Consider the following 25,084-nt stretch of genomic DNA (forward strand, 5'->3'; position numbering starts at 1 on the left):
GATATCGAATTTTAGTGGGGCATATGACAAATCAAAGACTTAAAAAGTTTTCAATCAATTTGGCGAGTTGCTCAGGCTGGTCGTGGTGCAGCATGTGGCCCGCATCCTCGATGACCGCATGGGTGATGTTGGGCACGGCGGCAATGCGTTGCATGAATTCGTCCAAGGTGTAGCTTTCACGCCACCATTGGCTCATGCTGTCATCGCGGGCGACCACACACAAGGTCGGCGCGGTGATGCGCTCATAAATGGCTTGGGTCTCATCGGTTTTGAATAACTGGGCATTGACCACTTTGTGAGCGGCATGACCCAAGATGCGCCATTCGCCTTGATCGTTGGCGCGCGCCCAATGTTGAGCTAACCAATGTCCCTTATCCGAACCCAGTCGGGGGTTGTTTTTGATCAACCGCTGCGCCACTGCTTCAAGGTTGGGGTAGGACTTGAGATTTATTTCGCCGCGTTGCATGGCTTTGAGTTCGTCCATCCACTTGGCCAAGCGGCCAGGGGCTTGGGCTGGACGGGTGGCGGGCATGCCAAAGCCTTCGAGGTTGATGAGTTTTTGAATGCGTTGAGGCCGTATGCCAGCGTACATGGTTGCCACATGACCACCCATGCTGTGGCCTAGCAGGTTGATCTGCTGTTCGCCTACGAAGTGGTCTAGCAGTTGGTCAAGGTCAGCTAGATAGTCGGGAAACCAGAAGTTGTCAGTGTTGGACGTGTCGGTGAGGCCAAATCCGCGCCAGTCGGGAGCGATGACCCAATGGTCGTCTTTCAAGGCGTCGATGACGAACTGGAACGAGGCTGCCACATCCATCCAGCCATGCACCATGACGAGTGGTGTTTTGTCGGGCGAGGGCGTGCCCCACTGCATGACGTGGTAACTCAGGTGACGGATTGGGACAAACTCGCTGCGGGAAGGCTTTTGGATTGGGTACATTGTTCGAATCATAAGGACACGAGACATGGCTGATTTTTACGAAGCAATGCAACAAGGCTTTGGCTGGGATGTGCCAGAGCACTTCAACATGGCCGAGCTGTGCAGCCGTCGTTGGGCGGCCCAGCCCGATGCTGCTGAGCGTGTGGCCATCGTTGAGCACGCTGCCGCCGATGCGAGCGGCCGTACCGTTGCACCTCACAGCTACAACTATGCCCAGTTGCAGCAAGCCGCGGATGCGCTGAGCCATGTGCTGAGCGATCTTGGCGTGCAGCGCGGCGACCGCGTGGCCATCGTGCTGCCGCAACGCTTTGAGACAGCCGTGGCCTACGTGGCCGTGATGCAAATGGGTGCGGTGGCCATGCCGCTGTCGCTGCTGTTTGGCCCCGAAGCTTTGGAATACCGTTTGCAAGACAGCGAGGCCGTGGTGGCCATTGCAGATGCATCGTCCATCAGCAATGTGTTGGCAGTGCGTGCGCAATGCCCCGCTTTGCGTGAGGTGGTGGGTGTTGACCTGAGCAATGCGTCTGACATGCTGCACGTGGATGTTGATTACGCCAGCGCCATTGCCGCGCAGCAACGCGCCTTCACAGCGGTGCAAACCAAAGCGGACGAAGGCGCGGTGTTGATTTACACCAGTGGCACAACCGGTCCGCCCAAAGGCGCACTGATTCCGCATCGGGCCTTGATTGGTAACTTGACTGGCTTTGTGTGTAGCCAAAATTGGTTTGGGTTTGCAACGCAAGCCACTTCAGCTCAACCCTCAAACGCCGCGCATTTGCCCACGGGTAGCGATGCGGTTTTTTGGTCGCCCGCAGATTGGGCCTGGACGGGCGGATTGATGGATGCTTTGTTGCCAACGCTCTACTTTGGCCGCCCCATCGTGGCGTGGAATGGGCGCTTTAGTCCAGAGTTGGCATTCACGCTGATGCAGCAGCACGGCGTGACGCACACGTTTTTGTTCCCCACCGCGTTGAAGGCCATGATGAAGGCTTACCCCAAGCCGAGCACTCAGTTCAAGCTCAAGCTGCAAGCCATGATGAGCGCGGGCGAAGCTGTGGGTGATGCGGTGTTTGGCTATTGCCAAACGCAGCTGGGCGTGACGGTGAACGAGATGTTTGGCCAAACCGAAATCAACTACATCGTGGGCAATTGCGCGATGGAGTGGGCCACGCAAGGTGAAGGCGTGAAAGCGCATCGCACGAACGTGGGCTGGCCTGCCAAACCCGGCAGCATGGGCAAGGGCTACCCTGGCCACCGTGTGGCGGTGATTGATGACGAAGGCCAAGAATGCCCCACAGGCGTGCCCGGCGACGTGGCGCTCAACCGTTACAACCAACACGGCCAGCCAGACCCGATTTTCTTTTTGGGCTATTGGAAAAACGAAAAATCAACCTTGGGCAAATACACGGGCGACTGGTGCCGCACGGGCGATATGGCGGTGCGCGATGAAGATGGCTACCTTTGGTACCAAGGCCGTGCGGACGATGTGTTCAAAGCGGCCGGCTACCGCATTGGCCCGAGTGAGATTGAAAACTGTTTGGTCAAACACCCAGCGGTGGCCAACGCAGCGGTGGTGCCCAAGCCCGATGCTGAGCGCGGTGCGTTGGTCAAAGCCTATGTGGTGCTAGCCCCAGGGCACGAAGCCAGCGATGCGTTGGTGGCCGACTTGCAAACGCACGTGCGCGGCAAGCTCGCACCTTATGAATACCCCAAGGAGATTGAGTTCATCCGCGAGCTACCCATGACCACCACGGGCAAGGTGCAACGCCGTGTGTTGCGCTTGCAAGAAGAAGAGCGCGCCAAGGCCAAATAAGCCAAATCAGCAAAACCAATTCAAGCACCTGCAAGGCTTTAGACTTGTCGGGTTTTTCATCAGCGTCCAACCTCGGAGTCAACCCATGACTTTTCCTCTCGTTCAGCTCGGTACCAGCGATTTGCATGTCACCCCCATTTGCTTGGGCACCATGACTTTTGGCGAACAAGTGAATGAAGCTGATTCGCATGCCATCCTCGACCACTCGCTGGCGCGCGGCGTGAACTTCATTGACACGGCTGAGATGTATTCGGTACCGCCCAAGGCTGAGACCTGCGGCCACACCGAAACCATCATTGGCAACTGGTTTGCCAAGAACCCAGGTGCACGCCAAAAGCTGGTGGTGGCCACCAAAGTGGCTGGCCCCTCACGCGGCATGCCATGGATTCGGGACCACTTGAACTTGACCGTCAAAGACTTCGTCACCTCCTGCGAAGGCAGCTTACGCCGCTTGCAAACCGATGTGATTGACCTCTACCAAATCCACTGGCCCGAGCGCCATGTGCCGGCTTTTGGCGCTGTGTACTACGACCCTCAAAAAGAAAATTCTGAAATCACCATTCACGCCCAGCTCGAAGCGCTGGCGCAATTGGTGAAGGCGGGCAAGGTGCGCCATGTCGGCTTGTCGAACGAAACCCCATATGGCGTGCACGAGTTTGTACGCTTGGCTGAGCAGCATGGTTTGCCACGCGTGGCCACCACGCAAAACCCGTATTGCCTAATCAACCGCACCTATGAAAACGGCTTGGACGAAACCTGCCACCGTTTGAATGTGTCGTTGTTGGCGTATTCACCCTTGGGCTTTGGCTTGCTCACAGGCAAGTACGATGCGAGCGGCATCACCGGCCCAGACGCACCTAAAGGTGCGCGCATCTCTGGTTATGAGAGCGTGCGCAAGCAACGCTGGGGCCGTCCTGAGTCGTTGGTGGCTTCCCGCCGCTACAACGCATTGGCACAAGAAAACGGCATGACACCGTCGCAAATGGCGCTGGCGTTTTGTTACACCAAGTGGCAAGTGGCCAGCACCATCATTGGTGTGACGTCGATGGCGCAGCTCGATGCAGATTTGGATGCATGGGGCACTACCTTGTCGCCTGAAGTGTTGGCTGCGATTGATGCCATCCGTTGGGAGATGCGCGACCCCGCGCAATAAAAATTAAAAAAAGGAAAGTTAGATGTTTGCAGACGCTTCAGTCTTAGTTTTGTTGGCCGTGGGCGGCTATTTGATTGGCTCTTTGTCCTTCGCGGTCATCGTGAGCCGTGTGATGGGTTTGGATGACCCACGCACCTACGGTAGCCAAAACCCAGGCGCGACCAACGTGCTGCGCTCTGGCAATAAAAAAGCGGCCATCGCTACCTTGTTGTTTGATGCGCTCAAGGGCTACTTCCCCGTGTTGCTGGTCAAGCTGTATGGCTCAGCTTTTGGGTTGGATGACCAAGCTGTGGCTTTGGTGGCCATCTCGGCGTTCATCGGCCACTTGTGGCCCGTATTCTTTGCCTTCAAAGGCGGCAAGGGCGTGGCCACTGCTGCTGGCGTGTTGTTTGGTGTGGAGCCTTTGCTGGGTGCTGCGGTGATGGGCACTTGGTTGCTGATGGCTGTGGTGTTTCGCTATTCGTCGCTGGCTGCTTTGTCAGCCTCGTTGCTGGCGCCTGCCTATTATTTGATGGGTAACCAAGCGGTGTGGCAAATGAGCGAAGCCGAATTGCTGGCTGTGATGGTGATGAGCGCCTTGCTGCTCATGCGCCACAAAGACAACATCCAGCGTTTGGTGTCGGGCCAAGAGTCAAAGATTGGTGCGAAGAAAGAAGCACCAGCTGAAGAGTCAGAAGCACAGGCATAAACGCTTGCTGCCATGTGCAGACACAAAACAAAAGGGCCTCTGTTGAGGCCCTTTGTGTTTGAAGCGTAAAACGCTGCTTAGTCGCGGAAGTTGTTGAACGACAAAGGCAAATCGGTCATGTCTTTGCGAATCAAGGCCATGGCAGCTTGCAAGTCGTCGCGTTTGGTGCCGCTCACGCGCACTGCGTCGCCTTGGATGGCGGCTTGCACTTTGATCTTGCTGTCTTTGAGCAAGCGTTGAATTTTTTTGGACACTTCGGTTTCAATGCCGTTGCGGATTTTGATGACTTGCTTGACCTTGTCACCGCCCACTTTTTGCACATCACCTTTATCGAGGAAGCGCACGTCGACTTCGCGCTTGGTCAGTTTGTTGCGCAGCACGTCTTCGACTTGCACCAACTGAAAGTCGGCATCGCCAAACATGGTGATCTCTTTGTCTTTGAGTTCAACGGCAGCAGACGTGCCTTTGAAGTCAAAACGGGTGGCGATTTCTTTGGAAGTGTTTTCAACGGCGTTTTTCACTTCGACCAAGTTGGGTTCGAGTACGGTGTCAAAAGAAGGCATGGCAGTCGGCTTTCAAATTCAGAATGAGACAATCGCCCTATGTTAGTGGAACCCAATACCCCCCTTCAAGCGCACAACACCTTTGGCATTTCAGCCAAAGCGCTGCAACTGGTCCGTGTGCACACCGAAGCCGACGTGCAGGCGGTGCTGGCCGATGCGGCCTTGGGCGAAGCACCCAAGTTTGTGCTGGGTGGTGGCAGCAACATCGTGCTGACGGGGGATGTGAAACCTTTGGTGCTCAAGGTGGAAATCAAAGGCATGCGCTTGGTCGAAGAAACCGACAAGGCTTGGGTGGTCGAAGCCGCCGCTGGCGAAAGCTGGCATGACTTGGTGGCATGGACCTTGGACAACGGCTGGCCCGGCTTAGAGAACATGGCCCTCATTCCTGGCAGCGTGGGCGCGTCGCCCGTGCAAAACATTGGTGCATACGGCGTGGAGCTGCAAGACCGCTTTCACTCGCTGGACGCGATTGACCTGACCACCGGCCAAACTTTCAGCCTCGATGCCGCGCAATGCGCGTTTGGCTACCGCGACTCGGTGTTCAAGCACGTGAGCAGCGGCCCGAATGGTTTGGGCTTGGCAGGCAAAGCTTTGATTACCCGCGTGCGGTTCTTGTTGCGCAAAGACTGGAAGCCCGTGCTGGGCTACCTCGACCTTGAACGCAAAATGGCTGAGACCAGCATCAGCAACCCCACGGCACAACAAATCTTTGAATGGGTGTGTGCCATTCGCCGCGCCAAGCTGCCAGACCCAGCCGTCATTGGCAATGCAGGCAGCTTCTTCAAAAACCCCACCGTCACCCAAGACCAGTGCGACGACATCATCGCGCGTGAGCCCAAGGTGGTGCACTACCTGCTGGACGACGGCCGTATCAAACTGGCAGCAGGTTGGCTGATCGATGCTTGCGGCTGGAAAGGTAAAACCGTGGGCAATGCGGGCGTGTACGAAAAACAAGCCTTGGTGTTGGTCAACGTCGGTGGCAAAGAGCACCCTTGCACGGGGGGCGAGGTGATGACCTTGGCCAAGGCCATTCAAACCAGCGTGTATGAGCGGTTTGGCATTCGCTTAGAGCCAGAGCCTGTGGTGGTGTGAGGCTTTATGCCTCTGGCGTGCCCGTGTCTAAGCCGCCTTCAACGAGCTGACGCCTGGCATCTTGTGCGAGCGCTTGGTATTTCTTTTTGAACACTTGCAGATTTTCCTGTTCGAGTTCTTCCAAATCTAGCAGGGCGTTGTGTGCGCCTTGGGTCGCGCGGATCAGTTCGTCGAGTTTGAGTTGGATGGCTTCGGTGTCGCGGTTTTGTGTGTTTTGAATCAGAAACACCATCAAGAACGTGACGATGGTGGTGCCCGTGTTGATGACCAATTGCCACGTGTCGCTGAAGTCAAACAAAGGACCAGTGATGAGCCAAATCCCGATCACACCCACAGCCAGTGCAAACACATAAGAGCGACCGCTTGTGCGCGCCGTTTGCTTGGCGAAACGTGCGTACCAGTTTGGATTTTTCATGGCGATCTCCGTGCAATGCAGATGTGGCCATCATCCTCCAAATAAAAAAAGCGACCCAAAGGTCGCTTTTTGATTGGGGGTGCAGAAGTGATTACTTCTTGCCACCTTCCAACTTGATCATGTCAGCACCTTCGCCCAACGACAGCAAGCCGGTGTGTGCGTAGATGCCCAGCTTGGCGCGTGTGTCCACGATGTCCAAGTTGCGCATGGTCAGTTGGCCAATGCGGTCGAGCGGGCTGAATGGGGCGTCTTCCACCTTTTCCATGCTCAAACGCTCGGGGGCGTAGGTCAGGTTGGGGCTTTCGGTGTTCAAGATGCTGTAGTCGTTGCCACGGCGCAGCTCTAGGGTCACGGTGCCGGTCACGGCGCGTGCTACCCAGCGTTGGGCGGTTTCGCGCAACATGATGGACTGTGGGTCGAACCAGCGGCCTTGGTACAACAAGCGGCCCAAGCGCAGGCCGTTGATGCGGTATTGCTCGATGGTGTCTTCGTTGTGAATGCCTGTCACCAAACGCTCGTAAGCGATGTGCAACAGAGCCATGCCTGGGGCTTCGTAGATGCCGCGGCTCTTGGCTTCGATGATGCGGTTCTCGATCTGGTCGCTCATGCCCAAACCGTGGCGGCCACCGATTTCGTTGGCTTTCAGGAACAGCTCAACAGGGTCAGCGTATTCGACACCGTTCAAGGCAACGGGTTGGCCTTCTTCAAAACGGATGCTGATTTCTTCGGCTTTCACCACACAGTCGTCACGCCAGAAGGGCACACCCATGATCGGGTTGACGATCTTCATGCCGCTAGAGAGGCTCTCGAGGTCTTTGGCTTCGTGGGTTGCGCCCAGCATGTTGCTGTCGGTGCTGTAGGCCTTCTCGGCGCTCATCTTGTAGCCAAAACCGTTGGCGGTCATGAAGGCTGACATTTCAGCGCGGCCACCGAGTTCGTCGATGAACAGTTGGTCCAGCCAAGGCTTGTAGATTTTCAAGCTGGGGTTGGTCAACAAACCGTAGCGGTAGAAGCGCTCGATGTCGTTGCCCTTAAAGGTGGAACCATCGCCCCAGATGTTGACGTCGTCTTCCTTCATCGCAGCCACGAGCATGGTGCCTGTGACGGCACGGCCCAAAGGCGTGGTGTTGAAGTAGGTGATGCCGCCGGTGCTGATGTGGAACGCACCGCACTGAATGGCGGCAATGCCTTCGTGGGCGAGTTGTTTGCGGCAGTCGATGAGGCGGGCTTTTTCAGCGCCGTATTCCATCGCTTTGCGTGGGATTTCGTTGTAGTCCGACTCGTCGGGCTGGCCGAGGTTGGCGGTGTAAGCGTAGGGCACAGCGCCCTTTTGCTTCATCCACAGCAAGGCGGCAGAAGTGTCGAGGCCGCCTGAGAAGGCGATGCCGACTTTTTGGCCCTTGGGGAGGTGTTGGAGGATGGTGCTCATGGTGTTTATGTCCGCCGTCGATCAACCGAAGTGGCAGATGTAGTGGTAAGGCTCGGTCACGCGAATGTCGAACTTCGAGTTGCCTGGCACATTGAATTTTTCGCCAGCGCTGGACTTGACCCAGTCTTGGCTGCCGTCGAGTTTGTATTCACAAAAACCAGCCACGCACTCCATCACTTCGGGAGCTGCAGTATTGAAGGTGAGGGTGGCAGGCAAGATGACGCCGACCGACAGCTTGGTGCCGTTGGCTGTGGTGATGGCGTGGCTGATGCACTTGCCGTCAAAAAACACATTGGCTTTGGTGGTGATGCTGACGCTGTCGATTTTTTCTGTGGTCATGGTGTGCGCTCGGTATGAATTGCAAAACCGTAGATTTTAGGTGACCCAAAACAACAAAAGCCGCTGAAGGCGGCTTTTGCTTATGAATCACACCAAAACTGGCGTGATGACTGGCTTAGTAGCGTGGTGCAGAGCCGGGTGGCGGCACGTTGCTGTAGCTGGTGTTGGCCGCTGGGGCCATGGGGGTGATTTGCAAACGCACGGTTGGGCCTGGGTCTTGAGGCATTTGCACGGTGTATTGCTTGCCAGCGAACTCGTAAACCACGTTGTATGCCATGGTGCGGTTCTCATAGAACATTTGCTGACTGCAGCTTTGCACGTTTTTCACTTCCGGGGTGCCAGGGCCTTCAACGTTGTCACCCATGATGGCACCGCCAAAAATACCAGCCATAGTGGCCAAGGCGCGACCTGAGCCATTGCCGATTTGGTTACCAATTGCACCACCTGCGATGGCACCCATTGCAGCACCTGCACCGGACTTTTGACCACCGGTCACCACTTGTTGGTTGTTACACACTTGGCGTGGCACGGCTACTTGTTGAATGATGGGGGTGCTGGAAATGACTTTGCCCACTTCTTGAGCTTGCACTGAAACAGATGCGAACACGGTCATCAAACCGGCGAGCAAGGTGTTTTGAATAGATGATTTTTTCATGGGGTATCCCTTTTTAACTTGGCAGAAGTGTAGTGCGTTGCTTGCGATGCACTGTAAAGCGGTGGTAAAACTTGCTTGGAAAAAGATCACCCTACAACGCGAGTCCAAGCTTCTGGGTTGACGCCCGCGATCACGGTTTGCCCTTTGACCAAGACGGGGCGCTTCACCACACTGGCGTGTTCCAACATCAAGGCGCGGGCGGATGCGTTGTCCACCACGCTGGCTTGCAAGGCAGCGTCTAGCTTGCGCCACGTGGTGCCTTTGCGGTTGACCAGCACATCCCAGCTCACATGTTTGAGCCACAGGTCGACGGCCTCGGGCGGCACGCCTTGTTTTTTGAAATCATGAAACACGTAATCAACGCCATGATCTGTCAGCCACACGCGGGCTTTTTTGACGCTATCGCAGTTGGGAATGCCGTAAACGGTAATGGTAGTTTTGCTCATGGGGCTGAATCATGCCGCAAACCGAAGGGGCGACGGCAGTGGGCGACAATTGGATAATGAATTCACTAGCCAGTTGGCTCGCGCATTGCGAGCGTTTGCACCCCAAAAACATCGACATGGGCCTAGAGCGTGTGCGCACCGTGGCCGAGCGCATGGCGCTTAAGTTTGATTGCCCCGTCATCACTGTGGCGGGCACCAACGGCAAGGGCTCGACCTGCGCCATGTTGGAGGCCTGTTTGCTTGAAGCGGGCTACCGCCCCAGTGTCTACACCTCGCCGCATTTGGTGCATTTCCAAGAGCGCTGCCGGGTGCATGGCGAAACCGTCCAGCCCGATGACTTGTTGCCGCATTTTGAAAAAGTAGAAGCCGCGCGTACCCAAGACAGTGAGGTGTCACTCACTTACTTCGAGTTTACGACCTTGGCGATTTTGAGTTTGATGGCCTCATCGCCCATCGACGTGGCGATTCTTGAAGTGGGCTTGGGCGGCCGCTTGGATGCGGTGAATGTGATTGACCCGACTTGCTCGATCATCACCAGCATCGATTTGGATCACATGGATTTTTTGGGCGACGACCGCGAAACCATTGGCCGCGAGAAGGCGGGCATCATGCGCACGGGCCGACCCGTGATCGTGAGCGATCCAGTGCCGCCGCAAAGCGTGATTGACCACGCCACCGAAATTGGCGCAGACCTGTGGCTGTTTGGCCGTGACTTCAACTTCACCGGCGACAAACAGCAGTGGGGCTGGGCAGGGCGTGGCCGCCGTTACAGCGGCTTGGCTTATCCCGCGTTGCGCGGGGCCAACCAGCTGGTGAACGCCAGCGGCGTGTTGGCCGCGCTTGAAGCCTTGCGCAGCGAGATGCCAGTGACTGCTCAAGCCATCCGCAACGGGCTGGCGATGGTGGAGTTGCCAGGGCGCTTCCAGATCGTTCCGGGTCAGCCCGCGCTGGTGTTTGACGTGGCGCACAACGCACACGCCGTGGCGGCACTGACCGAAAACCTAGATGCCATGGGCTTTTATCCCACCACCCATGTCGTGTTTGGCGCCATGGCCGACAAAGATGTGGCGCCTATGCTGGCGCGTGTGGGCCCTTTGGTGGACCGTTGGTATTTTTGCGATTTGCCTACCGAACGCGCAGCCAAAGCCACGCAACTGCAAGAAGTTTGGCAGGCTGGTAACACCCGCAAAGACGTGCAAGCCAGCACACACCCCGGCCCACAAGCTGCGCTGGACGCCGCGGTGGCTGCGGCAGACCCCGCTGATAGAATTGTGGTCTTCGGATCGTTCTTCACGGTCGGGGGGATTTTGGCGAATGGCATCCCCCGTTTAGACGCCCCACATTTGAGCTCCTGAGACCCCATTCACATGGCTTTTTTCAAGTTTCGACTGCCCGGTCAAGCGACCAGCGAGCCGCAAGGCAACTCCAGCAACACCCCCGCTGAGAGCGTCGACGCCATGCGTCGACGCGCCCGCCACCGTTTGATTGGCGCTTCGGTGCTGGTCGTGTTAGGCGTGATTGGTTTCCCTGTCTTGTTTGACACCCAGCCACGCCCAGTGTCAGTCGACATTGCGGTTGACATTCCAGACCGTGCAACTGCCAAGCCTTTGGTGGATACCTCTAAGCAAAAACCGCTGTCTGCTTCTGCAGGGTTAGATGCCAAAGAAGAGGTGGTGCCTGATGCCAAACCTGAAGTGCAGACCGAGAGCAAGCCCGAGCCAAAAGCAGAAGCCAAGGCCGACGTGAAGCCTGAAGCAGCCTTGGCTGCTGCAGCGGCAGTGGCTGCTGTTGTGCCCAAGGCTGAAACGAAGCTGGAGCCAGCCAAAACGGAAACCAAGCCCGCCGTTAAGCCAGAAGTCAAAGCCGAAACAAAGGCTGACGCTAAACCTGCATCTAAGCCCAGCGATACCAAAGACACAGGCGCTCGCTTTGTGGTGCAAGCAGGCACCTTCTCGGACGATGGCAAGTTGCGCGAAACGCGCAGCAAGCTAGAAAAGGCAGGCATTACCACGTATACCCAAGTCATCGAAGGTAAAGATGGCCGCCGCGTGCGTGTGCGCGTAGGCCCATTCACCAGCCGCGACGAAGCCGACAAAGTGGCACGCAAGATCAAGCAGCTGTCTTTGCAGCCGCAAGTCTTGACGCTGTAACGCGCCCGTTATGCAGACGCTTTCGGCCGTAGATTGGATTCTGCTGGCCGTTTTGGGCCTGTCGTTGCTGCTCGGTATGTGGCGCGGCATCGTGCAAGAGGTGTTGTCTCTCGTCGGTTGGGTGGCTGCGTTTTATGTGTCGCAGATGTATGCCCCAGTCGCAGCCGCTTGGTTACCCATGGAGGGCAGCAGCCAGATGTTGCGCTACGCCGCTGGCTTTGTGGTGGTGTTTGTGGCGGTGCTCGTGGTTACGGCATTGGTCAGTTGGACCATCAAGAAGCTGTTGTCAGCGGTTGGCTTAGGTTTATTGGACCGATTCCTCGGCAGCTTGTTTGGATTGATGCGCGGCGTGGTTATTTTGTTGGCTGTGACTGTGTTTGTGGGCATGACGCCCATGCGTGAAACCGAGGCTTGGAAGCAAGCGCAGGGCACGCAATGGTTGCAACAGTTTTTGCATGTGTTGAAGCCGGTGTTACCGGCTGATTTTGGAAAGTACCTCCCCTAATGTGTGGCATCGTCGGCGTTGCAAGCAACGCACCTGTGAACCAGTTGATTTATGACGCCTTGTTGCTCTTGCAGCACCGAGGCCAAGATGCCGCAGGCATCGTGACCCAGCTGGACCGTAAATTCTTCATGCACAAAGCCAAGGGCATGGTGCGTGACGTGTTTCGCACCCGCAACATGCGCGCCTTGCCTGGCAACAACGGCTTGGGCCAAGTGCGTTATCCCACTGCGGGCAATGCCTTCAGCGAAGAAGAAGCGCAGCCTTTTTATGTGAACGCGCCGTATGGTTTGGTGCTGGTGCACAACGGCAATCTGACCAACGCCCATGCTTTGAAAGCCGAGCTGTTTTCTGAAGACCATCGTCACATCAACACCGAGAGTGACTCTGAGGTCTTGCTCAACGTATTGGCGCACGAGATTGACAAAACCACACGTGGCTTGCCTTTGAAGCCAGCTGATGTGTTTGAAGCCGTGCGACGCGTGCACCGCCGCATCAAAGGCTCTTACGCCGTGGTGTCCATGATTGCCGGCCACGGCTTGTTGGCCTTCCGCGATCCGTTTGGCATTCGCCCTTTGTGCATTGGCCGTGGCGCAGATGGCACCTACATGGTGGCGAGTGAATCAGTGGCGTTGGATGGCACAGGCCATGTGTTTGAGCGGGATATTGCGCCGGGCGAAGCGGTGTTCATTGACCTCGCAGGCCAAGCCCACTTCATGCAATGCGCCGATGCGCCGCAGCTCAAGCCTTGTATTTTTGAATACGTGTACTTGGCCCGCCCTGATTCGACGATGGATGGCATTTCTGTGTACCAAGCCCGCTTGAACTTGGGCGAGACCTTGGCCAAACGCGTGATTTCGGTTGTGCCGCCAACCGACATTGACGTGATCATCCCGATCCCTGAGTCCAGCCGCCCCAGCGCCACACAGCTGGCGCATCTGTTGGGTGTGCCTTACCGTGAAGGGTTTGTAAAAAACCGATACGTGGGCCGCACCTTCATCATGCCTGGTCAAGGCGTGCGCAAAAAATCTGTGCGCCAAAAGCTCAACGTGATTGCCAGCGAATTCAAAGGCCGCAACGTGCTGCTGGTGGATGATTCCATCGTGCGTGGCACAACCAGCCGCGAGATTGTGCAAATGGCCCGCGACGCCGGTGCGCGCAAGGTGTACTTGGCCAGCGCTGCGCCGCCTGTGCGCTTTCCTAACGTGTACGGCATCGACATGCCTACGCCCGAAGAACTGGTGGCGCATGACCGCACCATCGACCAAATTCGTGAGTTGATTGGCTGCGACGCCTTGATTTACCAAGACGTGGATGCCATGAAGCAAGCTGTGCGCGATGCTACAGCAGGCTCTGCACCCAAGCTTGATGGCTTTGATGCCTCATGCTTTGACGGCGTGTATGTGACGGGCGATGTGTCTGTGGGCGATATCGCGCGCTTGAACGAAAAACGCGTGGGTACGGAAGAGGGCGCTGAAGATAACTCGCGCCTCGCTTTGCCCAACCACTCGGAGTAAACAAGCCATGAGCCAACACCCTTTGCCCACTGATTTGCATTTAGAAACTTTGGCCGTGCGCTTGGCTGCTGATCGCAGCCAATACGGTGAAAACTCAGAAGCTTTGTACCTGACCAGCGGTTATGTGCAGCCTTCAGCCGAAGCCTCGGCGCGCCGCTTTGCAGGCGAAGAAGACGGCTACACCTACGGACGTTCGGGTAACCCCACGGTGAGCAGCTTTGAAATGCGCTTGGCCGCCTTAGAGGGCAGCGAGGCCGCTTTGGCTACATCGTCCGGCATGTCTTCGGTCATGTTGATGTTGTTCAGCTTGCTCAAAGCAGGCGACCATGTGGTGTATTCGCAGTCGATGTTTGGCTCGACCTTGAAGCTCATTGGTTCTGAGTTCGCACGCTTTGGCGTGGAGTCCACCGTGGTGTCGCAAACCGATTTGGGCGCATGGAAAGCGGCCATTCGCCCCAACACCAAAATTTTGTTTGCCGAAACGCCCACCAACCCCTTGACCGAGGTGTGCGATATCGCTGCCTTGGCTGACATGGCACACAACGCTGGCGCTTTGCTGGCGGTCGACAACTGTTTTGCCACGCCTATCTTGCAGCGCCCCATGGCCATGGGCGCAGACATCGTCATGCACTCAGGCACCAAGTATTTGGATGGCCAAGGCCGCGTGATGGCGGGTGCTTTGTGTGCCAGCGAAAAGCTCATCAAAGAAAAGCTGCTGCCTGTCATGAAAAACAGCGGCATGGTGCTTTCACCTTTCAATGCATGGGTGGTGCTCAAAGGTTTGGAGACGCTCGACATTCGCATGCGTGCCCAAAGTGCGCATGCCCACGCGATGGCCCAGTGGTTGGAGCAGCATCCTGCTGTGTCCCGCGTGTATTACCCAGGCTTGGCCTCTCACCCACAGCACGACTTGGCATTGAAGCAAATGTCGGGCATGGGAGGCGCGGTGTTGTCGTTTGATGTGAAGGCAGCTGACCCACAGCAAGCGCGCACCCGTGCGTTCCATGTGCTCGACAGTTTGCGCACGCTCTCGCTGTGTACCAACTTGGGCGACACCAAAACTTTGCTCACACACCCCGCTAGCACCTCGCACGGCAAGCTGTCGGAAGACCAACGCCAAGCCGCTGGCATTGGTCAAGGCATGATTCGCTTGGCCGCCGGCCTTGAGCATTTAGACGACATGAAGGCCGACTTGTTGCGCGGCCTCGATACCCTTTGATTTTTATTTCTGCATGACCAAAATTCGTACCCGTTTCGCGCCATCTCCCACTGGCTTTATTCACCTCGGCAACATTCGCTCGGCTTTGTACCCATGGGCGTTTGCACGCGCCACCGGTGGCGACTTTATCTTGCGTATTGAAGACACCGACCTCGAGCGTTCTAACCAAGCCTCGGTGGACGTCATCATCGAAGGCATGAAGTGGTTGGGCCTCGATCACGACGAAGGCCCGTTCTACCAAATGCAACGCATGGACCGCTACAAGGCTGTGTTGGAAGAACTCAAAGCCGGTGGTCATGTCTACCCCTGCTACATGAGCATGGAAGAGCTCGACGCACTGCGCGAGCAGCAAATGGCCAACAAAGAAAAGCCACGCTACAACGGCACATGGCGCCCCGAGCCAGGCAAGACCTTGCCTGCGATTCCCGAAGGCGTGAAGCCTGTGCTGCGCTTTAAAAACCCACAAGGCGGCTCGGTCGTGTGGGAAGACAAAGTCAAAGGCCGTATTGAAATCAGCAACGACGAGTTAGACGACTTGGTCATTGCCCGCCCCGACGGCACACCCACCTACAACTTCTGCGTGGTGGTGGACGACATTGACATGGCCATCACCCACGTCATTCGTGGCGACGATCATGTCAACAACACACCGCGTCAAATCAACATTTTCAAAGCACTGGGCAAAGACACGCCTGTGTATGCCCACTTGCCCACCGTGCTCAACGAGCAAGGCGAGAAGATGAGCAAACGCAATGGCGCAAAAGCCGTCACGCAATACCGCGACGAAGGCTACTTGCCCGATGCCATGGTCAACTACCTCGCACGTTTGGGTTGGAGCCACGGTGATGACGAAATTTTCAGTCGCGCACAGTTCTTAGAGTGGTTCAACCTTGACCACCTCGGCCGCAGCGCTGCACAGTTTGACGAAGCCAAGCTCAAATGGGTGAACGCCCAGCATTTGAAAGCCATGGCCGATGACGCGCTCGCACCTTTGGTGAGCGCCGAGTTGGCCAAGCGTGGCATCACCGCCGACGACCGTTTGCCTGCCATTTGTGGCTTGTTCAAAGACCGTTGCGACACCTTGTTGGTCTTGGCCGACTGGGCAGGTGCTTTCTACAACGACGTGACCCCGCAAGCTGACGATGTAGCCAAACACATCACACCTGCTGTGTTGCCTGCACTCGATGCCTTGGCTACCAAGCTCGGCTCATTGGCCGAGTGGAGCACAGCCAACGTGAGCGCAGCGTTCAAAGAAGTGTTGACAGAGCAGGGTTTGAAAATGCCGCAGCTCGCCATGCCAGTGCGCGTGTTGGTCATGGGCACGCCTCAAACACCGTCTGTGGATGCCGTGCTTTTCCTGTGTGGAAAAGAAAAAGTTTTAGCGCGTTTGACCAAACGCTAAAATTCTTGATATACTATCGTTCTCGACACCCAACGGGGGTATAGCTCAGCTGGGAGAGCGCTTGCATGGCATGCAAGAGGTCAGCGGTTCGATCCCGCTTACCTCCACCAAAAATGTCGAGAAGTTTCTAAAGAAACAGTCCAGGTTTTGACCCTATCGTCTAGAGGCCTAGGACATCACCCTTTCACGGTGAGTACCGGGGTTCGAATCCCCGTAGGGTCGCCAAGTTTTGTAGCACTTGGCTTTGGTTGCGAAAGCAGCTGAGCAAAAGTTACAGCTACCAGGAGTGGTAGTTCAGTTGGTTAGAATACCGGCCTGTCACGCCGGGGGTCGCGGGTTCGAGTCCCGTCCACTCCGCCAAATAAAAAGCCTAAGTAGTTCGCTACTTAGGCTTTTTTCTTGTGTCTTTCAAATTTGAACTCACTTGATTAGCTTGTGCTTTAGCTGTTAAATGGAATTAAAAGTCCCTCTTATATTTTAAATAGTGAAAAGACGTGCATAATGCCCTTGCGCTGGTAATAAAACGCCAGCGCAATTCAGGTGATAGGTCAGTTTCGCGCGTTACGGCGTTACTTTTCGGTTTGTTGTGCTTTCGGGACCCCATCGCTTTTCTAATGTATTCAAGGAGTCCTCATGGGCAATAAACTTTACGTCGGCAATCTGCCATACACGGTTCGCGATGGCGACCTCGAGCAATCTTTCGGTGAATTCGGTTCTGTTACCAGCGCCAAAGTCATGATGGAGCGCGACACAGGCCGCTCAAAAGGTTTCGGCTTCGTCGAAATGGGCAGCGATGCCGAAGCACAAGCTGCTATCGAAGGCATGAATGGTCAATCATTGGGTGGTCGTAGCATTACTGTGAACGAAGCACGCCCAATGGAGCCACGTCCTCCACGTTCAGGTGGCGGTGGCTACGGTGGTGGCGATCGCTCCGGCGGTGGCGGCTACGGCGGCGGCGACCGTTCAGGTGGTGGCGGCTACGGTGGTGGCGGTCGCGGCGGTTACTAAGCCCTGCAGATCTTTTGACTCAGCCTTGCGCTGAGCCAAACAAAAAGGCCTCGGAACTTTGGTTCCTAGGCCTTTTTTTCATACATCAGCGGTGCCCCACTGCTGTATTTGGATCAAGGGCGGTCAGCGGATTTCCACGACAGCCGATGGTTGATTCGACACATAGATGTCGAGGCAGTTATCCCGTTGGTCCGTGATCACCCAAGGGTGAGTTTGGAACGTGGGTTGTGTGTAGTTACCGTTAGGCGGAATGGCTTTGTAGAACACACGGCGACCGTTGTAATCCAACCAGTACGAGCGAACTTCGTGGTTGGTACGGTTCACAAACTTCATGGATGTGTGAACATTACCTTGTACTGAGCGCAGACTGCGTTCGTCGCGGCAAGAGGTGTTGCTATCGTTGTGCTGGTCGTTGTCTTGACGGCCGTGGTGATCACGGCGACCGTGGTGTTCACGGTCATCTTTTCGGTCGCTGTATCGTTCGTTGTCAGAGCCGCGATCGTTACTGCGTTCGTTGCCGCGTTGCTGCAACTTTTCCACGCCTTGGTTGACGATTTGTTCGAGCGGGTTGGCCGCGTGGGCTGCACCAGACAAGGTCAGTGCAGCCATGAGGCCCAACGTGATCAGTGGGACTTTTGCTTTCAAGCTCATTTGCTTTCTCTCTCAAGTTGTTAGAAAGAACGTAACGAGTAAAGAATTATTTAGGTTGACTAAATTTAATATCAATTAATACTTAATGACTTTTTGTGGTGGGTCTTTGGTATTGATTGACCCAATCAATGCCTTGGGCCAAGGCGTAAATGGCAGCGTCATCGTGTGTGGCGAAGTGATCGGTGAACGACATGATGCGTGCGGTGCTGGCACTGCCTTGACCGCTGGCCACAGACACTTGGGCTGTGAAGCGGCCGCAGGGCAGGGCGCGTGGGCTGGCGGCGATGCGGTATTTGCCATGCGTGATGGCGGGATGTTGTGTATGAATAACTGGAATCATGAAAATCTTAAAAAATAGAACGACAAAACGCAGTGCTGTTTGCACCGGTTAGAAATACGCGTAGAAGTGGGAATTTACTTAAAACGCCCCTTTGCTAAGGGGCTGCACGCGCTTAGGTAGAGGTAGCGTGCTAGAAGTCGACTAAAGCGATCAAGTACTGTAACAGGCTTCGCTATGCTGTGACGCTTTTATTTTCGACCGACCAAACCAGAAGCCAATGCCGTACCCGCCACGATGACCACGGCGCAGCCCATCATCCAATGGGTGACGACTTCGTCTAGGAAGATCACACCCAATACATTGGCGAAGACAGGGATCAAATAGGTAACAGTCATGGCGCGTGCAGGGCCTGTGCATGTCATCAAGCGGAAATACAGGACATAAGCCAAAGCCGTGCATAGCAAGCCCGCGATTCCCAAAGCGGCCCATGCGTGTTGTGAAGGTGCTTCATCGGGCCACATGAGCCATGCAGGAATGGCTAGGCCAATACTTGCGCCCCACAAACTACCTGTGGTGGTCACGAGCGTAGGTACGTTGTGCAAATAGCGTTTGGTGAGACTGCCAGCAATGCCATAGCAAAACGTGGCAACCAAACAAGCCAGCACAGCCAATCCTGAGCCGCCTGCTTTGAATGAAATGCCACCCTCTACATCGCTGGCTAGCAAGACCACGCCTGTAAAACCAAGTGCCAACCCCAAAGCGCGTGCGGCAGTGAGTTTGTCACCCAACCAAGCCCAAGCGATGAGTGCGCCAAACAATGGGGTGGTGGCATTCAAGATGGACGACAGGCCTGTGCTGATGTGCATCAATGCATAGGCGTAGCATGCGAAGGGGATGCCTGAATTAAGCAAGCCCGAAGACAAAACAGGGCGCCAATGCGCGTGCAAGACAGGAATTTGATGGCGCCATAACAAAATAGGTGTGAGCATGAGGGCGGCAAGGGTGACCCGTACCCAAGCGGTTGGAAAAGGGCCAAAAGCATGGGCACCTTCGCGCATGAACAAAAACGAAGAGCCCCACAGCAACGCCAACAGCACAAACTCAGGCACCCATTCGCGCCAATGCAGATGATGCTCGGTCATGCGTGCGTGGCCTCGTGTGCAAGCAAGTGTTGTTTACGGTCTACGCCACCTGCAAAGCCCGTGAGTGAGCCGTTCGCGCCCAACACACGGTGGCACGGCACGATGATGGTGTGTGGGTTTTGCCCGATGGCTGCTCCTACCGCACGCACAGCTTTTGGGTTGCCAATGTCGCGTGCGATGTCAGCATAGGTGCTGATACGTCCATAGGGAATACGCTGCAAGGCTTGCCACACGGCACGCTGAAACGGTGTGCCCCAAGCGGGCTGCACTGGCAGATCGAAGTTGTGGCGTTGGCCTGAAAAGTAGTCTTGCAATTGCTGGGCTGCGGCCAGCAAGGTGGGGTGTGCCTCATCGGTCGTCCACTGGCTGCTGTCGGGCATATGTCGTTGACCTTGTACAAACCACACCCCTGCCAAGCCTTGCTCGGTGGCGGCTAACAGCACATCGCCTAAGGGCGAGGTGGTGTGGCTTTGGACAATGCGACGGAGGGGTGTAGCTGGCACGAGAAGGTGTTTTAGAGGCTGGTGTTAGATCATCATAATGGGCTAAAGAAAGCGGAGTTGGGCTCTCTACAATCTGATCACTATGCAAGTAAACGCCTCTATCTTCAAAGCCTACGACATCCGCGGTGTCGTGCCCTCCACCCTCAATGTCGAAGTCGCCGAAGCCCTGGGCAAAGCATTTGGCACACATGCCGCTGCATGTGGCGAAACCACCGTCGCCGTGGGCCGAGATGGCCGCCTGAGCGGCCCTTCGCTGGTTGAAGCGCTGATGCGTGGTTTGGTCGCCGCAGGCGTGCAGGTGATTGATGTGGGCGCGGTGACGACCCCCATGCTGTACTTTGCAGCCAGCACGCTGTGCAAGAGCGGCATTCAAGTCACTGGCAGCCACAACCCCAAGGACTACAACGGTTTCAAAATGGTCCTCGGTGGCCGCGCCATTTACGGTGATGAAATTCAAGGTTTGCGCGAGATCATGCAAGCCGAGAGCTGGACGCTCAAAGCCGGCGGCAGCATCCAACATGTGGATGTGACTGCCGATTACGTGGCCCGCATCGTGGGCGATGTGCGCCTGAGCCGACCCATGAAAGTGGTGGTCGATTGCGGTAACGGCATTGCCGGTGCGACAGCGCCTGGCATCTTCCGCGCCTTGGGCTGCGAAGTGATTGAGCTGTTCAGCGAAGTGGATGGCAACTTCCCCAACCACCACCCAGACCCCAGCAAGCCCGAGAACTTGAAAGACGTCATCGCGGCGTTGAAGACCACAGGTGCTGAATTGGGCTTGGCGTTTGATGGCGATGGCGACCGCTTAGGCATCGTCACGAAAGACGGCGAAACCATTTACCCAGACCGTCAAATGACGCTGTTTGCGCAAGACGTGCTTTCGCGCGTGCCAGGCGGTGCGATTGTGTTTGATGTGAAGTGCTCGCAGCGTTTGGCTCCAGCCATTCGCGAAGCCGGCGGCCAAGCCTTGATGTTCAAAACCGGCCACTCGCTGATCAAAGCCAAGATGAAAGAAGTCGACTCACCTTTGGGTGGCGAGATGAGCGGCCACATCTTCTTCAAAGAGCGTTGGTTTGGTTTCGACGATGGCACCTATGCGGGTTGCCGTTTGCTCGAAATCGTGAGTCGCAGCCCCGATGCCAATGCGGTACTCAACGCCTTGCCCACCAGCTTCTCCACGCCTGAATTGAACGTAGGCTGTGCCGAAGGCGAGCCACACCGTTTGAGCGCTGAGTTGCAACACATCGTGTCTAGCGAAGCCTTGCCTTCGCCCGAGTTCAAGCCAGAAGCTTGTGTGATTGATGGCTTGCGCATTGACTGGGCCGATGGCTTTGGTTTGATTCGTGCGTCTAACACCACACCTGTTTTGGTACTGCGCTTTGAAGGTCAAACCCAAGCAGCGCTGGACCGCATTGAGCACGACATGCTGGCGCTACTGCGTCGCGTCAAGCCCGATGCGAAGTTTCAAGAGGCGGCGCATTGAGCTTCGCCTTGCATGACCGGCAAGCACCTTTGAAGGTGCTGATCGTCAAGCTCTCGTCACTGGGTGACGTGGTGCACACCATGCCCGCGGTGATGGACATTCAAGCTGCGTTTCCCAATGCTCAGATTGACTGGGTGGTGGAACGTGGTTTTGCACCTTTGGCCGCACGATGTGCGGCGGTGCATCGTGTGATTCCCTGTGACCTGCGCCGCTGGCGCAAAGCTTTTTTGAAAGCGAACACCCGCGCCCAAACACGTGCCGAGTGGCAAGCCTTCAAAGCCGATTTGCAGCAAGATGCGTATGACGTCATCCTCGATTTACAAGGCCTGACCAAGTCAGCCTTGGTGGCATGGCTGGCGCGCAAAGCTAAAGGCGGCAAGCGTTATGCCTTGGCCAACCGCACCGATGGTTCAGGTTACGAACGCCCCACACGTTGGGTGGCTGATGTGGCTGTGCCCATCACGCCGCACATCCATGCGGTGGAACGTGGCCGCGTGCTCTGCGCCAAAGCCTTGGGCTACGACGTGCCCGCGCATGTGAACTATGGCTTGGGTCAAGCGGCAATGCAGCGCAAGCCTTTGGTGGCTTTGGTGCACGGCACCTCGCGTGCCGACAAAGAATGGCCCTTGTCGCATTGGCATGACCTAGGTTTGCGTTTGAAACAACAAGGCTTTGATGTGGCACTGCCCCATGGCAACGAAGCTGAACGCCTGCGCAGCGAAGCCATGGCCGAGATGCTGCCGGGCGCGGTGGTGTGGCCCCGCTTGTCGCTGGACCAGCTCACCACCGAGATGGCGCAATGCACGGGTGTGATCGGGGTAGACAGCGGCTTGAGCCATATTGCTGTGGCGCTGGATTTGCCTCATGTTCAGATTTACAACTTCGACACCGCATGGCGCACCGGCCCTGAAGGTTTGACACGTCAACGCAGCGTGGTTGATTGCCCCACGCCTAGCGTGGATGCCGTGTGGGATGCGTGGCAAGCGTGCTTGCACGCCGAGGGCTCAGTACCGTGATGCTGCCAATTTACAGCGCGGTCATGTGGGCCCTGCAAACTTTGTTGCGTCGCAAGCTGCAACGCCGTGGGCGTGAAGAGGCAGGCTATTTGCAGGCCATTGACGAACGTTTTGGACATTACACACAAGCCCCCACTGAGGGTGGCTACGTGTGGGTTCATGCCGTGTCTTTGGGCGAAACACGCGCTGCTGCCGTGCTGCTGCAAGCCTTGCGTGCGGCGCACCCAGGCATTCGCATCTTGCTCACCCACGGCACAGCCACAGGACGTGCGCAAGGTGTGAGCTTTTTGCAAGAAGGCGATGTGCAAGTGTGGCAACCGTGGGATACCCCCGCCGCTGTACAACGTTTTTTGACGCAGTTCAAACCACGTGTCGGCATCATCCTAGAAACCGAGCTGTGGCCCAACTGGGTGGCGCAATGCAACAAGGCTCACGTGCCGTTGGTGCTAGTGAATGCACGCATGAGCGAGAAAAGCATGCACCAAGCGCAACGCTTGTCGTGGTTGTCACGCCCCGCGTACCAAGGCTTGTCGGCTGTGCTTGCGCAAACGCAGGCAGATGCCGAGCGCTTGCAAAACTTGGGCGCCAAGGTCGATGCGGTGTTGGGTAATTTGAAGTTTGATGCAAAGCCGGATGCCACACAGTTGGCAACCGCTTTGGTGTGGAAGCAAAAACTCAAGCGTCCCGTGGTGCTCTTCACCAGTTCTCGCGAGGGCGAAGAGGAGATGTGGCTGGATACGTTGCAGGCCTTGAAAGATGTGCCCTTAGATGCTCATGACCATATCAATGCCGTGCATTGGATGGTTGTGCCACGTCACCCGCAGCGTTTTGAAGAAGTCGCTGCATTGATCGAGCAACGCGGCTGGCACGTGTCGCGTCGCAGCGAATGGCGCGATGGTCCAGAGTTGGATCATCAAGACGATGTCGACACCATTTGGTTAGGCGACTCACTGGGCGAAATGGCTTTGTATTACGGCTTGTCAGATGCCGCTTTGCTGGGCGGCAGCTTTGCGCCATTGGGGGGGCAAAACTTGATTGAGTCCACAGCATGCGGCTGTCCCATCATCATGGGCCCCCATACTTTTAACTTTGCAGAGGCAGCCCTGTTGGCCGAAGAGGCCGGTGCGGCCTTGCGCGTCGAAAGCATGGCACAAGCGGTGACGACGGCCCTGCAAATGGTGAGTTCTGGCCCAGATGAGAATGCACACGTCCAAGGGTGCTTGGCGTTTTCACAAGCGCACCGAGGGGCAGCTCAGCGCACGGTTCAAGCGCTGCTCCCCTTTTTGAAAACCCATTAAGGTGCGAGCAAGTCGTTGATCGGCTGCAAGTCAGCAGGTGTCAACGTGCCAGCGGCTTGGCGCAGTTTCAAGTTAGTCACCAACACGTCGTAACGCGCTTTGGCCAAATCACGCTTGGTTTGGTAGAGCTGGCTTTGCGAGTTCAGCACATCGATGTTGATGTTCACGCCCACCGAATAACCGAGCTTGTTCGCATCCAAGGCGCTTTGGCTAGAAGCCTCTGCCGCTTCATACGCTTTGACTTGGCTCAGGCCAGCAACCAAACCGAAATAAGCGGTGCGTGTGGCTTGCGCTGTCGCACGGCGTGCATTTTCGTAATCCGAGCGGGCCTTGTCTTCCAAGGCCACGGTTTCTTTTACGCGGTACATGGTGCTGAAGCCGGCGAAGATGGGCATGTTAAGAACGATCGCTGCCGAGGGGTTGTAGATATGCGATGGAATCGCACTTGTGGCGCTTCCGTCAACATTTCGTACACCAGAGTATGAGAGTTGAGCATCAATAGTTGGTTTGTGACCTGCTGTAGCTTTGTTCACTTCAAGTGAAGCAATTTCTAATCCGAGTTGCGCTTGACGAACTGCAGGGCTACTCGTTTCAGAAAGGCTTACCCACGCACTGACGTCCTCTGAGGGCGGCGCAATTAGTTTTGTGTTGTTGGCTAAGCGATTTGGTTTTGCGTTCGTCAAACCTACGGCGAGGTCAAGAGCGAGTCGCTTGATGCGCAAATCGTTTTCGCCTGCAATTTCTTGGGCGTTTGCGAGATCAAAGCGTGCCTGTGCATCACGCACACCAGTGATGGTGGCTGTGCCAACTTCAAAGTTACGTTGGGCTGAAGCGAGTTGCTCTCCCACTGCTCTCTTTTGAGCTTGAACTAGGGCCAAACTTTCTTCGCCAATTAACACATCAAAGTAGGCTTGTGTGACTCGAACGAGCAAGTCTTGCTCTGCAGCTTCGTATTGAGCAGCTGCTTGTTGCAGTAGATGACCGCCTTGACGGTAAGCAGCCCACGCAGCTGGGCGGTAAATAGGTTGACTGAGAGTAATTGCGCCAGAGCCTGTGCCATAAATACGCTGTGTTGCAAGTTGTGAGCCTGTGAGGCCTGCTGCCGAAGCCGCTGCGACGTTATCTACGCGATAGTCAAAATTTGTCCGCGTCGCACTCGCCGACAACGCAATGTTGGGCAAGATGCCGCCTAGCGTTTGGTTGGCCTTAGCCAAGTTCGCTTCAAACTGCGCCTTGGCTGAAATAAAACCTGCGTCATAGCCACGCGCTGCGTCAAACATCTCCACCAAGCTTTGGGCCTTTGCACTGGATGCAAAAGCCAAAACCATTGCAGCGGTGAGGGGGAGGGTGCGAAACACAGTGCGAGAGAGAGACATTCAGTTC

Annotated in this window: 26 protein-coding genes and 3 tRNA genes; 17 read left to right on the forward strand and 12 right to left on the reverse strand. The window is 56.1% G+C overall.

Annotation, left to right across the window (positions count from 1 at the left end):
* Positions 1-31: 31 nt before the first annotated feature.
* Entirely contained in the window at positions 32-937 is a 906-nt protein-coding gene (locus B9Z35_RS02570) for an alpha/beta fold hydrolase (RefSeq protein WP_108282793.1), read from the reverse strand.
* Between the two features lie 25 nt (positions 938-962).
* On the opposite strand from B9Z35_RS02570, the gene B9Z35_RS02575 reads away from it, so the two are divergent.
* The 3 genes from B9Z35_RS02575 (at position 963) to plsY (ending at position 4,591) form a co-directional block, all read left to right on the forward strand.
* On the forward strand, positions 963-2,750 hold the full coding sequence (locus B9Z35_RS02575; protein WP_233246452.1) for an acyl-CoA synthetase: 1,788 nt from the start codon (positions 963-965) through the stop codon (positions 2,748-2,750).
* A gap of 85 nt (positions 2,751-2,835) precedes the next feature.
* Positions 2,836-3,903, forward strand: coding sequence for an aldo/keto reductase (locus tag B9Z35_RS02580; protein WP_108282093.1), 1,068 nt, complete (start codon positions 2,836-2,838; stop codon positions 3,901-3,903).
* 22 nt (positions 3,904-3,925) lie between these two features.
* Positions 3,926-4,591 carry a glycerol-3-phosphate 1-O-acyltransferase PlsY gene (gene plsY / locus B9Z35_RS02585; protein ID WP_108282094.1) on the forward strand — a complete coding sequence of 222 codons (666 nt, stop codon included), beginning with the start codon at positions 3,926-3,928 and terminating at the stop codon, positions 4,589-4,591.
* A gap of 77 nt (positions 4,592-4,668) precedes the next feature.
* Here plsY and B9Z35_RS02590 read toward each other — a convergent pair whose 3' ends face one another.
* Positions 4,669-5,154 carry a YajQ family cyclic di-GMP-binding protein gene (locus tag B9Z35_RS02590; protein WP_108282095.1) on the reverse strand — a complete coding sequence of 162 codons (486 nt, stop codon included), beginning with the start codon at positions 5,152-5,154 and terminating at the stop codon, positions 4,669-4,671.
* Positions 5,155-5,193: 39 nt separating this feature from the next.
* Here B9Z35_RS02590 and murB point away from each other — a divergent pair, with 39 nt between their 5' ends.
* On the forward strand, positions 5,194-6,246 hold the full coding sequence (gene murB / locus B9Z35_RS02595) for a UDP-N-acetylmuramate dehydrogenase (RefSeq protein ID WP_108282096.1): 1,053 nt from the start codon (positions 5,194-5,196) through the stop codon (positions 6,244-6,246).
* A 4-nt stretch (positions 6,247-6,250) separates the two neighbouring features.
* Here the strand turns inward: murB and B9Z35_RS02600 are convergent, their stop codons facing one another.
* From B9Z35_RS02600 to B9Z35_RS02620, 5 genes are all read right to left on the reverse strand, one after another.
* A complete protein-coding gene (locus B9Z35_RS02600; protein ID WP_108282097.1) occupies positions 6,251-6,661 on the reverse strand; it encodes a low affinity iron permease family protein in 411 nt (136 codons plus the stop codon).
* 91 nt (positions 6,662-6,752) lie between these two features.
* The gene (gene argG / locus B9Z35_RS02605) at positions 6,753-8,090 is read right to left on the reverse strand and encodes an argininosuccinate synthase (protein ID WP_108282098.1); all 1,338 of its coding nucleotides are present in this window, start codon (positions 8,088-8,090) and stop codon (positions 6,753-6,755) included.
* A gap of 21 nt (positions 8,091-8,111) precedes the next feature.
* Complete coding sequence (locus B9Z35_RS02610; protein ID WP_108282099.1) at positions 8,112-8,429, reverse strand: pyrimidine/purine nucleoside phosphorylase; 318 nt, start codon at positions 8,427-8,429, stop codon at positions 8,112-8,114.
* Between the two features lie 115 nt (positions 8,430-8,544).
* Entirely contained in the window at positions 8,545-9,084 is a 540-nt protein-coding gene (locus tag B9Z35_RS02615; RefSeq protein ID WP_108282100.1) for a glycine zipper 2TM domain-containing protein, read from the reverse strand.
* A gap of 86 nt (positions 9,085-9,170) precedes the next feature.
* A complete protein-coding gene (locus B9Z35_RS02620) occupies positions 9,171-9,530 on the reverse strand; it encodes an arsenate reductase (protein WP_108282101.1) in 360 nt (119 codons plus the stop codon).
* Between the two features lie 56 nt (positions 9,531-9,586).
* On the opposite strand from B9Z35_RS02620, the gene folC reads away from it, so the two are divergent.
* From folC to B9Z35_RS02670, 10 genes are all read left to right on the forward strand, one after another.
* A complete protein-coding gene (folC, locus tag B9Z35_RS02625) occupies positions 9,587-10,885 on the forward strand; it encodes a bifunctional tetrahydrofolate synthase/dihydrofolate synthase (protein WP_108282795.1) in 1,299 nt (432 codons plus the stop codon).
* A 12-nt stretch (positions 10,886-10,897) separates the two neighbouring features.
* Entirely contained in the window at positions 10,898-11,680 is a 783-nt protein-coding gene (locus tag B9Z35_RS02630; protein WP_108282102.1) for an SPOR domain-containing protein, read from the forward strand.
* Between the two features lie 10 nt (positions 11,681-11,690).
* On the forward strand, positions 11,691-12,185 hold the full coding sequence (locus B9Z35_RS02635; RefSeq protein ID WP_108282103.1) for a CvpA family protein: 495 nt from the start codon (positions 11,691-11,693) through the stop codon (positions 12,183-12,185).
* A complete protein-coding gene (gene purF / locus B9Z35_RS02640; protein WP_108282104.1) occupies positions 12,185-13,699 on the forward strand; it encodes an amidophosphoribosyltransferase in 1,515 nt (504 codons plus the stop codon). The genes B9Z35_RS02635 and purF overlap by 1 nt, the downstream gene beginning before the upstream one ends.
* Before the next feature lie 7 nt (positions 13,700-13,706).
* Positions 13,707-14,918, forward strand: a complete 1,212-nt coding sequence (locus B9Z35_RS02645) for an O-succinylhomoserine sulfhydrylase (protein WP_108282105.1) — start codon at positions 13,707-13,709, stop codon at positions 14,916-14,918.
* 13 nt (positions 14,919-14,931) lie between these two features.
* Positions 14,932-16,320 carry a glutamate--tRNA ligase gene (gene gltX, locus B9Z35_RS02650; protein ID WP_108282106.1) on the forward strand — a complete coding sequence of 463 codons (1,389 nt, stop codon included), beginning with the start codon at positions 14,932-14,934 and terminating at the stop codon, positions 16,318-16,320.
* Positions 16,321-16,354: 34 nt separating this feature from the next.
* Positions 16,355-16,430, forward strand: a tRNA-Ala gene (locus B9Z35_RS02655).
* Between the two features lie 39 nt (positions 16,431-16,469).
* A tRNA-Glu gene (locus tag B9Z35_RS02660) sits at positions 16,470-16,545 on the forward strand.
* Between the two features lie 58 nt (positions 16,546-16,603).
* Positions 16,604-16,680: transfer RNA gene (locus B9Z35_RS02665), tRNA-Asp, on the forward strand.
* Between the two features lie 273 nt (positions 16,681-16,953).
* Positions 16,954-17,328, forward strand: coding sequence for an RNA-binding protein (locus B9Z35_RS02670; RefSeq protein WP_108282107.1), 375 nt, complete (start codon positions 16,954-16,956; stop codon positions 17,326-17,328).
* Positions 17,329-17,451: 123 nt separating this feature from the next.
* Here the strand turns inward: B9Z35_RS02670 and B9Z35_RS02675 are convergent, their stop codons facing one another.
* The 4 genes from B9Z35_RS02675 to B9Z35_RS02690 form a co-directional block, all read right to left on the reverse strand.
* Positions 17,452-17,979 (reverse strand): hypothetical protein, encoded by a 528-nt coding sequence (locus tag B9Z35_RS02675; protein WP_108282108.1) that lies wholly within the window; start codon positions 17,977-17,979, stop codon positions 17,452-17,454.
* 82 nt (positions 17,980-18,061) lie between these two features.
* Positions 18,062-18,319, reverse strand: a complete 258-nt coding sequence (locus B9Z35_RS02680; protein WP_233246453.1) for a hypothetical protein — start codon at positions 18,317-18,319, stop codon at positions 18,062-18,064.
* 188 nt (positions 18,320-18,507) lie between these two features.
* Positions 18,508-19,401, reverse strand: coding sequence for a DMT family transporter (locus B9Z35_RS02685; RefSeq protein WP_108282109.1), 894 nt, complete (start codon positions 19,399-19,401; stop codon positions 18,508-18,510).
* Positions 19,398-19,904 (reverse strand): methylated-DNA--[protein]-cysteine S-methyltransferase, encoded by a 507-nt coding sequence (locus tag B9Z35_RS02690; RefSeq protein ID WP_199219752.1) that lies wholly within the window; start codon positions 19,902-19,904, stop codon positions 19,398-19,400. Before B9Z35_RS02690 ends, B9Z35_RS02685 begins: the two co-directional genes overlap by 4 nt.
* An 82-nt stretch (positions 19,905-19,986) precedes the next feature.
* Between B9Z35_RS02690 and B9Z35_RS02695 the strand changes: the two genes are divergently transcribed.
* The 3 genes from B9Z35_RS02695 to B9Z35_RS02705 are packed head-to-tail and all read left to right on the forward strand — an operon-like array spanning position 19,987 to position 23,701.
* On the forward strand, positions 19,987-21,387 hold the full coding sequence (locus B9Z35_RS02695; protein WP_108282110.1) for a phosphomannomutase/phosphoglucomutase: 1,401 nt from the start codon (positions 19,987-19,989) through the stop codon (positions 21,385-21,387).
* Positions 21,384-22,403, forward strand: a complete 1,020-nt coding sequence (waaC, locus tag B9Z35_RS02700; protein ID WP_233246454.1) for a lipopolysaccharide heptosyltransferase I — start codon at positions 21,384-21,386, stop codon at positions 22,401-22,403. The genes B9Z35_RS02695 and waaC overlap by 4 nt, the downstream gene beginning before the upstream one ends.
* Positions 22,403-23,701 (forward strand): 3-deoxy-D-manno-octulosonic acid transferase, encoded by a 1,299-nt coding sequence (locus tag B9Z35_RS02705; protein WP_108282111.1) that lies wholly within the window; start codon positions 22,403-22,405, stop codon positions 23,699-23,701. The genes waaC and B9Z35_RS02705 overlap by 1 nt, the downstream gene beginning before the upstream one ends.
* Here B9Z35_RS02705 and B9Z35_RS02710 read toward each other — a convergent pair.
* Positions 23,698-25,077, reverse strand: a complete 1,380-nt coding sequence (locus B9Z35_RS02710; protein WP_108282112.1) for a TolC family outer membrane protein — start codon at positions 25,075-25,077, stop codon at positions 23,698-23,700. The genes B9Z35_RS02705 and B9Z35_RS02710 overlap by 4 nt on opposite strands.
* Between the last annotated feature and the right edge of the window lie 7 nt (positions 25,078-25,084).

It is taken from the genome of Limnohabitans sp. Jir61, assembly GCF_003063545.1.
Lineage (GTDB): Bacteria > Pseudomonadota > Gammaproteobacteria > Burkholderiales > Burkholderiaceae_C > Limnohabitans.

Bases quoted from the DNA above. Each gene is read 5' to 3' on its own strand.
- B9Z35_RS02570 (WP_108282793.1), bottom strand. From the start codon at position 937: ATGTACCCAATCCAAAAGCCTTCCCGCAGCGAGTTTGTCCCAATCCGT.
- B9Z35_RS02575 (WP_233246452.1), top strand. From the start codon at position 963: ATGGCTGATTTTTACGAAGCAATGCAACAAGGCTTTGGCTGGGATGTG.
- B9Z35_RS02580 (WP_108282093.1), top strand. From the start codon at position 2,836: ATGACTTTTCCTCTCGTTCAGCTCGGTACCAGCGATTTGCATGTCACC.
- plsY (WP_108282094.1), top strand. From the start codon at position 3,926: ATGTTTGCAGACGCTTCAGTCTTAGTTTTGTTGGCCGTGGGCGGCTAT.
- B9Z35_RS02590 (WP_108282095.1), bottom strand. From the start codon at position 5,154: ATGCCTTCTTTTGACACCGTACTCGAACCCAACTTGGTCGAAGTGAAA.
- murB (WP_108282096.1), top strand. From the start codon at position 5,194: ATGTTAGTGGAACCCAATACCCCCCTTCAAGCGCACAACACCTTTGGC.
- B9Z35_RS02600 (WP_108282097.1), bottom strand. From the start codon at position 6,661: ATGAAAAATCCAAACTGGTACGCACGTTTCGCCAAGCAAACGGCGCGC.
- argG (WP_108282098.1), bottom strand. From the start codon at position 8,090: ATGAGCACCATCCTCCAACACCTCCCCAAGGGCCAAAAAGTCGGCATC.
- B9Z35_RS02610 (WP_108282099.1), bottom strand. From the start codon at position 8,429: ATGACCACAGAAAAAATCGACAGCGTCAGCATCACCACCAAAGCCAAT.
- B9Z35_RS02615 (WP_108282100.1), bottom strand. From the start codon at position 9,084: ATGAAAAAATCATCTATTCAAAACACCTTGCTCGCCGGTTTGATGACC.
- B9Z35_RS02620 (WP_108282101.1), bottom strand. From the start codon at position 9,530: ATGAGCAAAACTACCATTACCGTTTACGGCATTCCCAACTGCGATAGC.
- folC (WP_108282795.1), top strand. From the start codon at position 9,587: ATGAATTCACTAGCCAGTTGGCTCGCGCATTGCGAGCGTTTGCACCCC.
- B9Z35_RS02630 (WP_108282102.1), top strand. From the start codon at position 10,898: ATGGCTTTTTTCAAGTTTCGACTGCCCGGTCAAGCGACCAGCGAGCCG.
- B9Z35_RS02635 (WP_108282103.1), top strand. From the start codon at position 11,691: ATGCAGACGCTTTCGGCCGTAGATTGGATTCTGCTGGCCGTTTTGGGC.
- purF (WP_108282104.1), top strand. From the start codon at position 12,185: ATGTGTGGCATCGTCGGCGTTGCAAGCAACGCACCTGTGAACCAGTTG.
- B9Z35_RS02645 (WP_108282105.1), top strand. From the start codon at position 13,707: ATGAGCCAACACCCTTTGCCCACTGATTTGCATTTAGAAACTTTGGCC.
- gltX (WP_108282106.1), top strand. From the start codon at position 14,932: ATGACCAAAATTCGTACCCGTTTCGCGCCATCTCCCACTGGCTTTATT.
- B9Z35_RS02670 (WP_108282107.1), top strand. From the start codon at position 16,954: ATGGGCAATAAACTTTACGTCGGCAATCTGCCATACACGGTTCGCGAT.
- B9Z35_RS02675 (WP_108282108.1), bottom strand. From the start codon at position 17,979: ATGAGCTTGAAAGCAAAAGTCCCACTGATCACGTTGGGCCTCATGGCT.
- B9Z35_RS02680 (WP_233246453.1), bottom strand. From the start codon at position 18,319: ATGATTCCAGTTATTCATACACAACATCCCGCCATCACGCATGGCAAA.
- B9Z35_RS02685 (WP_108282109.1), bottom strand. From the start codon at position 19,401: ATGACCGAGCATCATCTGCATTGGCGCGAATGGGTGCCTGAGTTTGTG.
- B9Z35_RS02695 (WP_108282110.1), top strand. From the start codon at position 19,987: ATGCAAGTAAACGCCTCTATCTTCAAAGCCTACGACATCCGCGGTGTC.
- B9Z35_RS02705 (WP_108282111.1), top strand. From the start codon at position 22,403: ATGCTGCCAATTTACAGCGCGGTCATGTGGGCCCTGCAAACTTTGTTG.
- B9Z35_RS02710 (WP_108282112.1), bottom strand. From the start codon at position 25,077: ATGTCTCTCTCTCGCACTGTGTTTCGCACCCTCCCCCTCACCGCTGCA.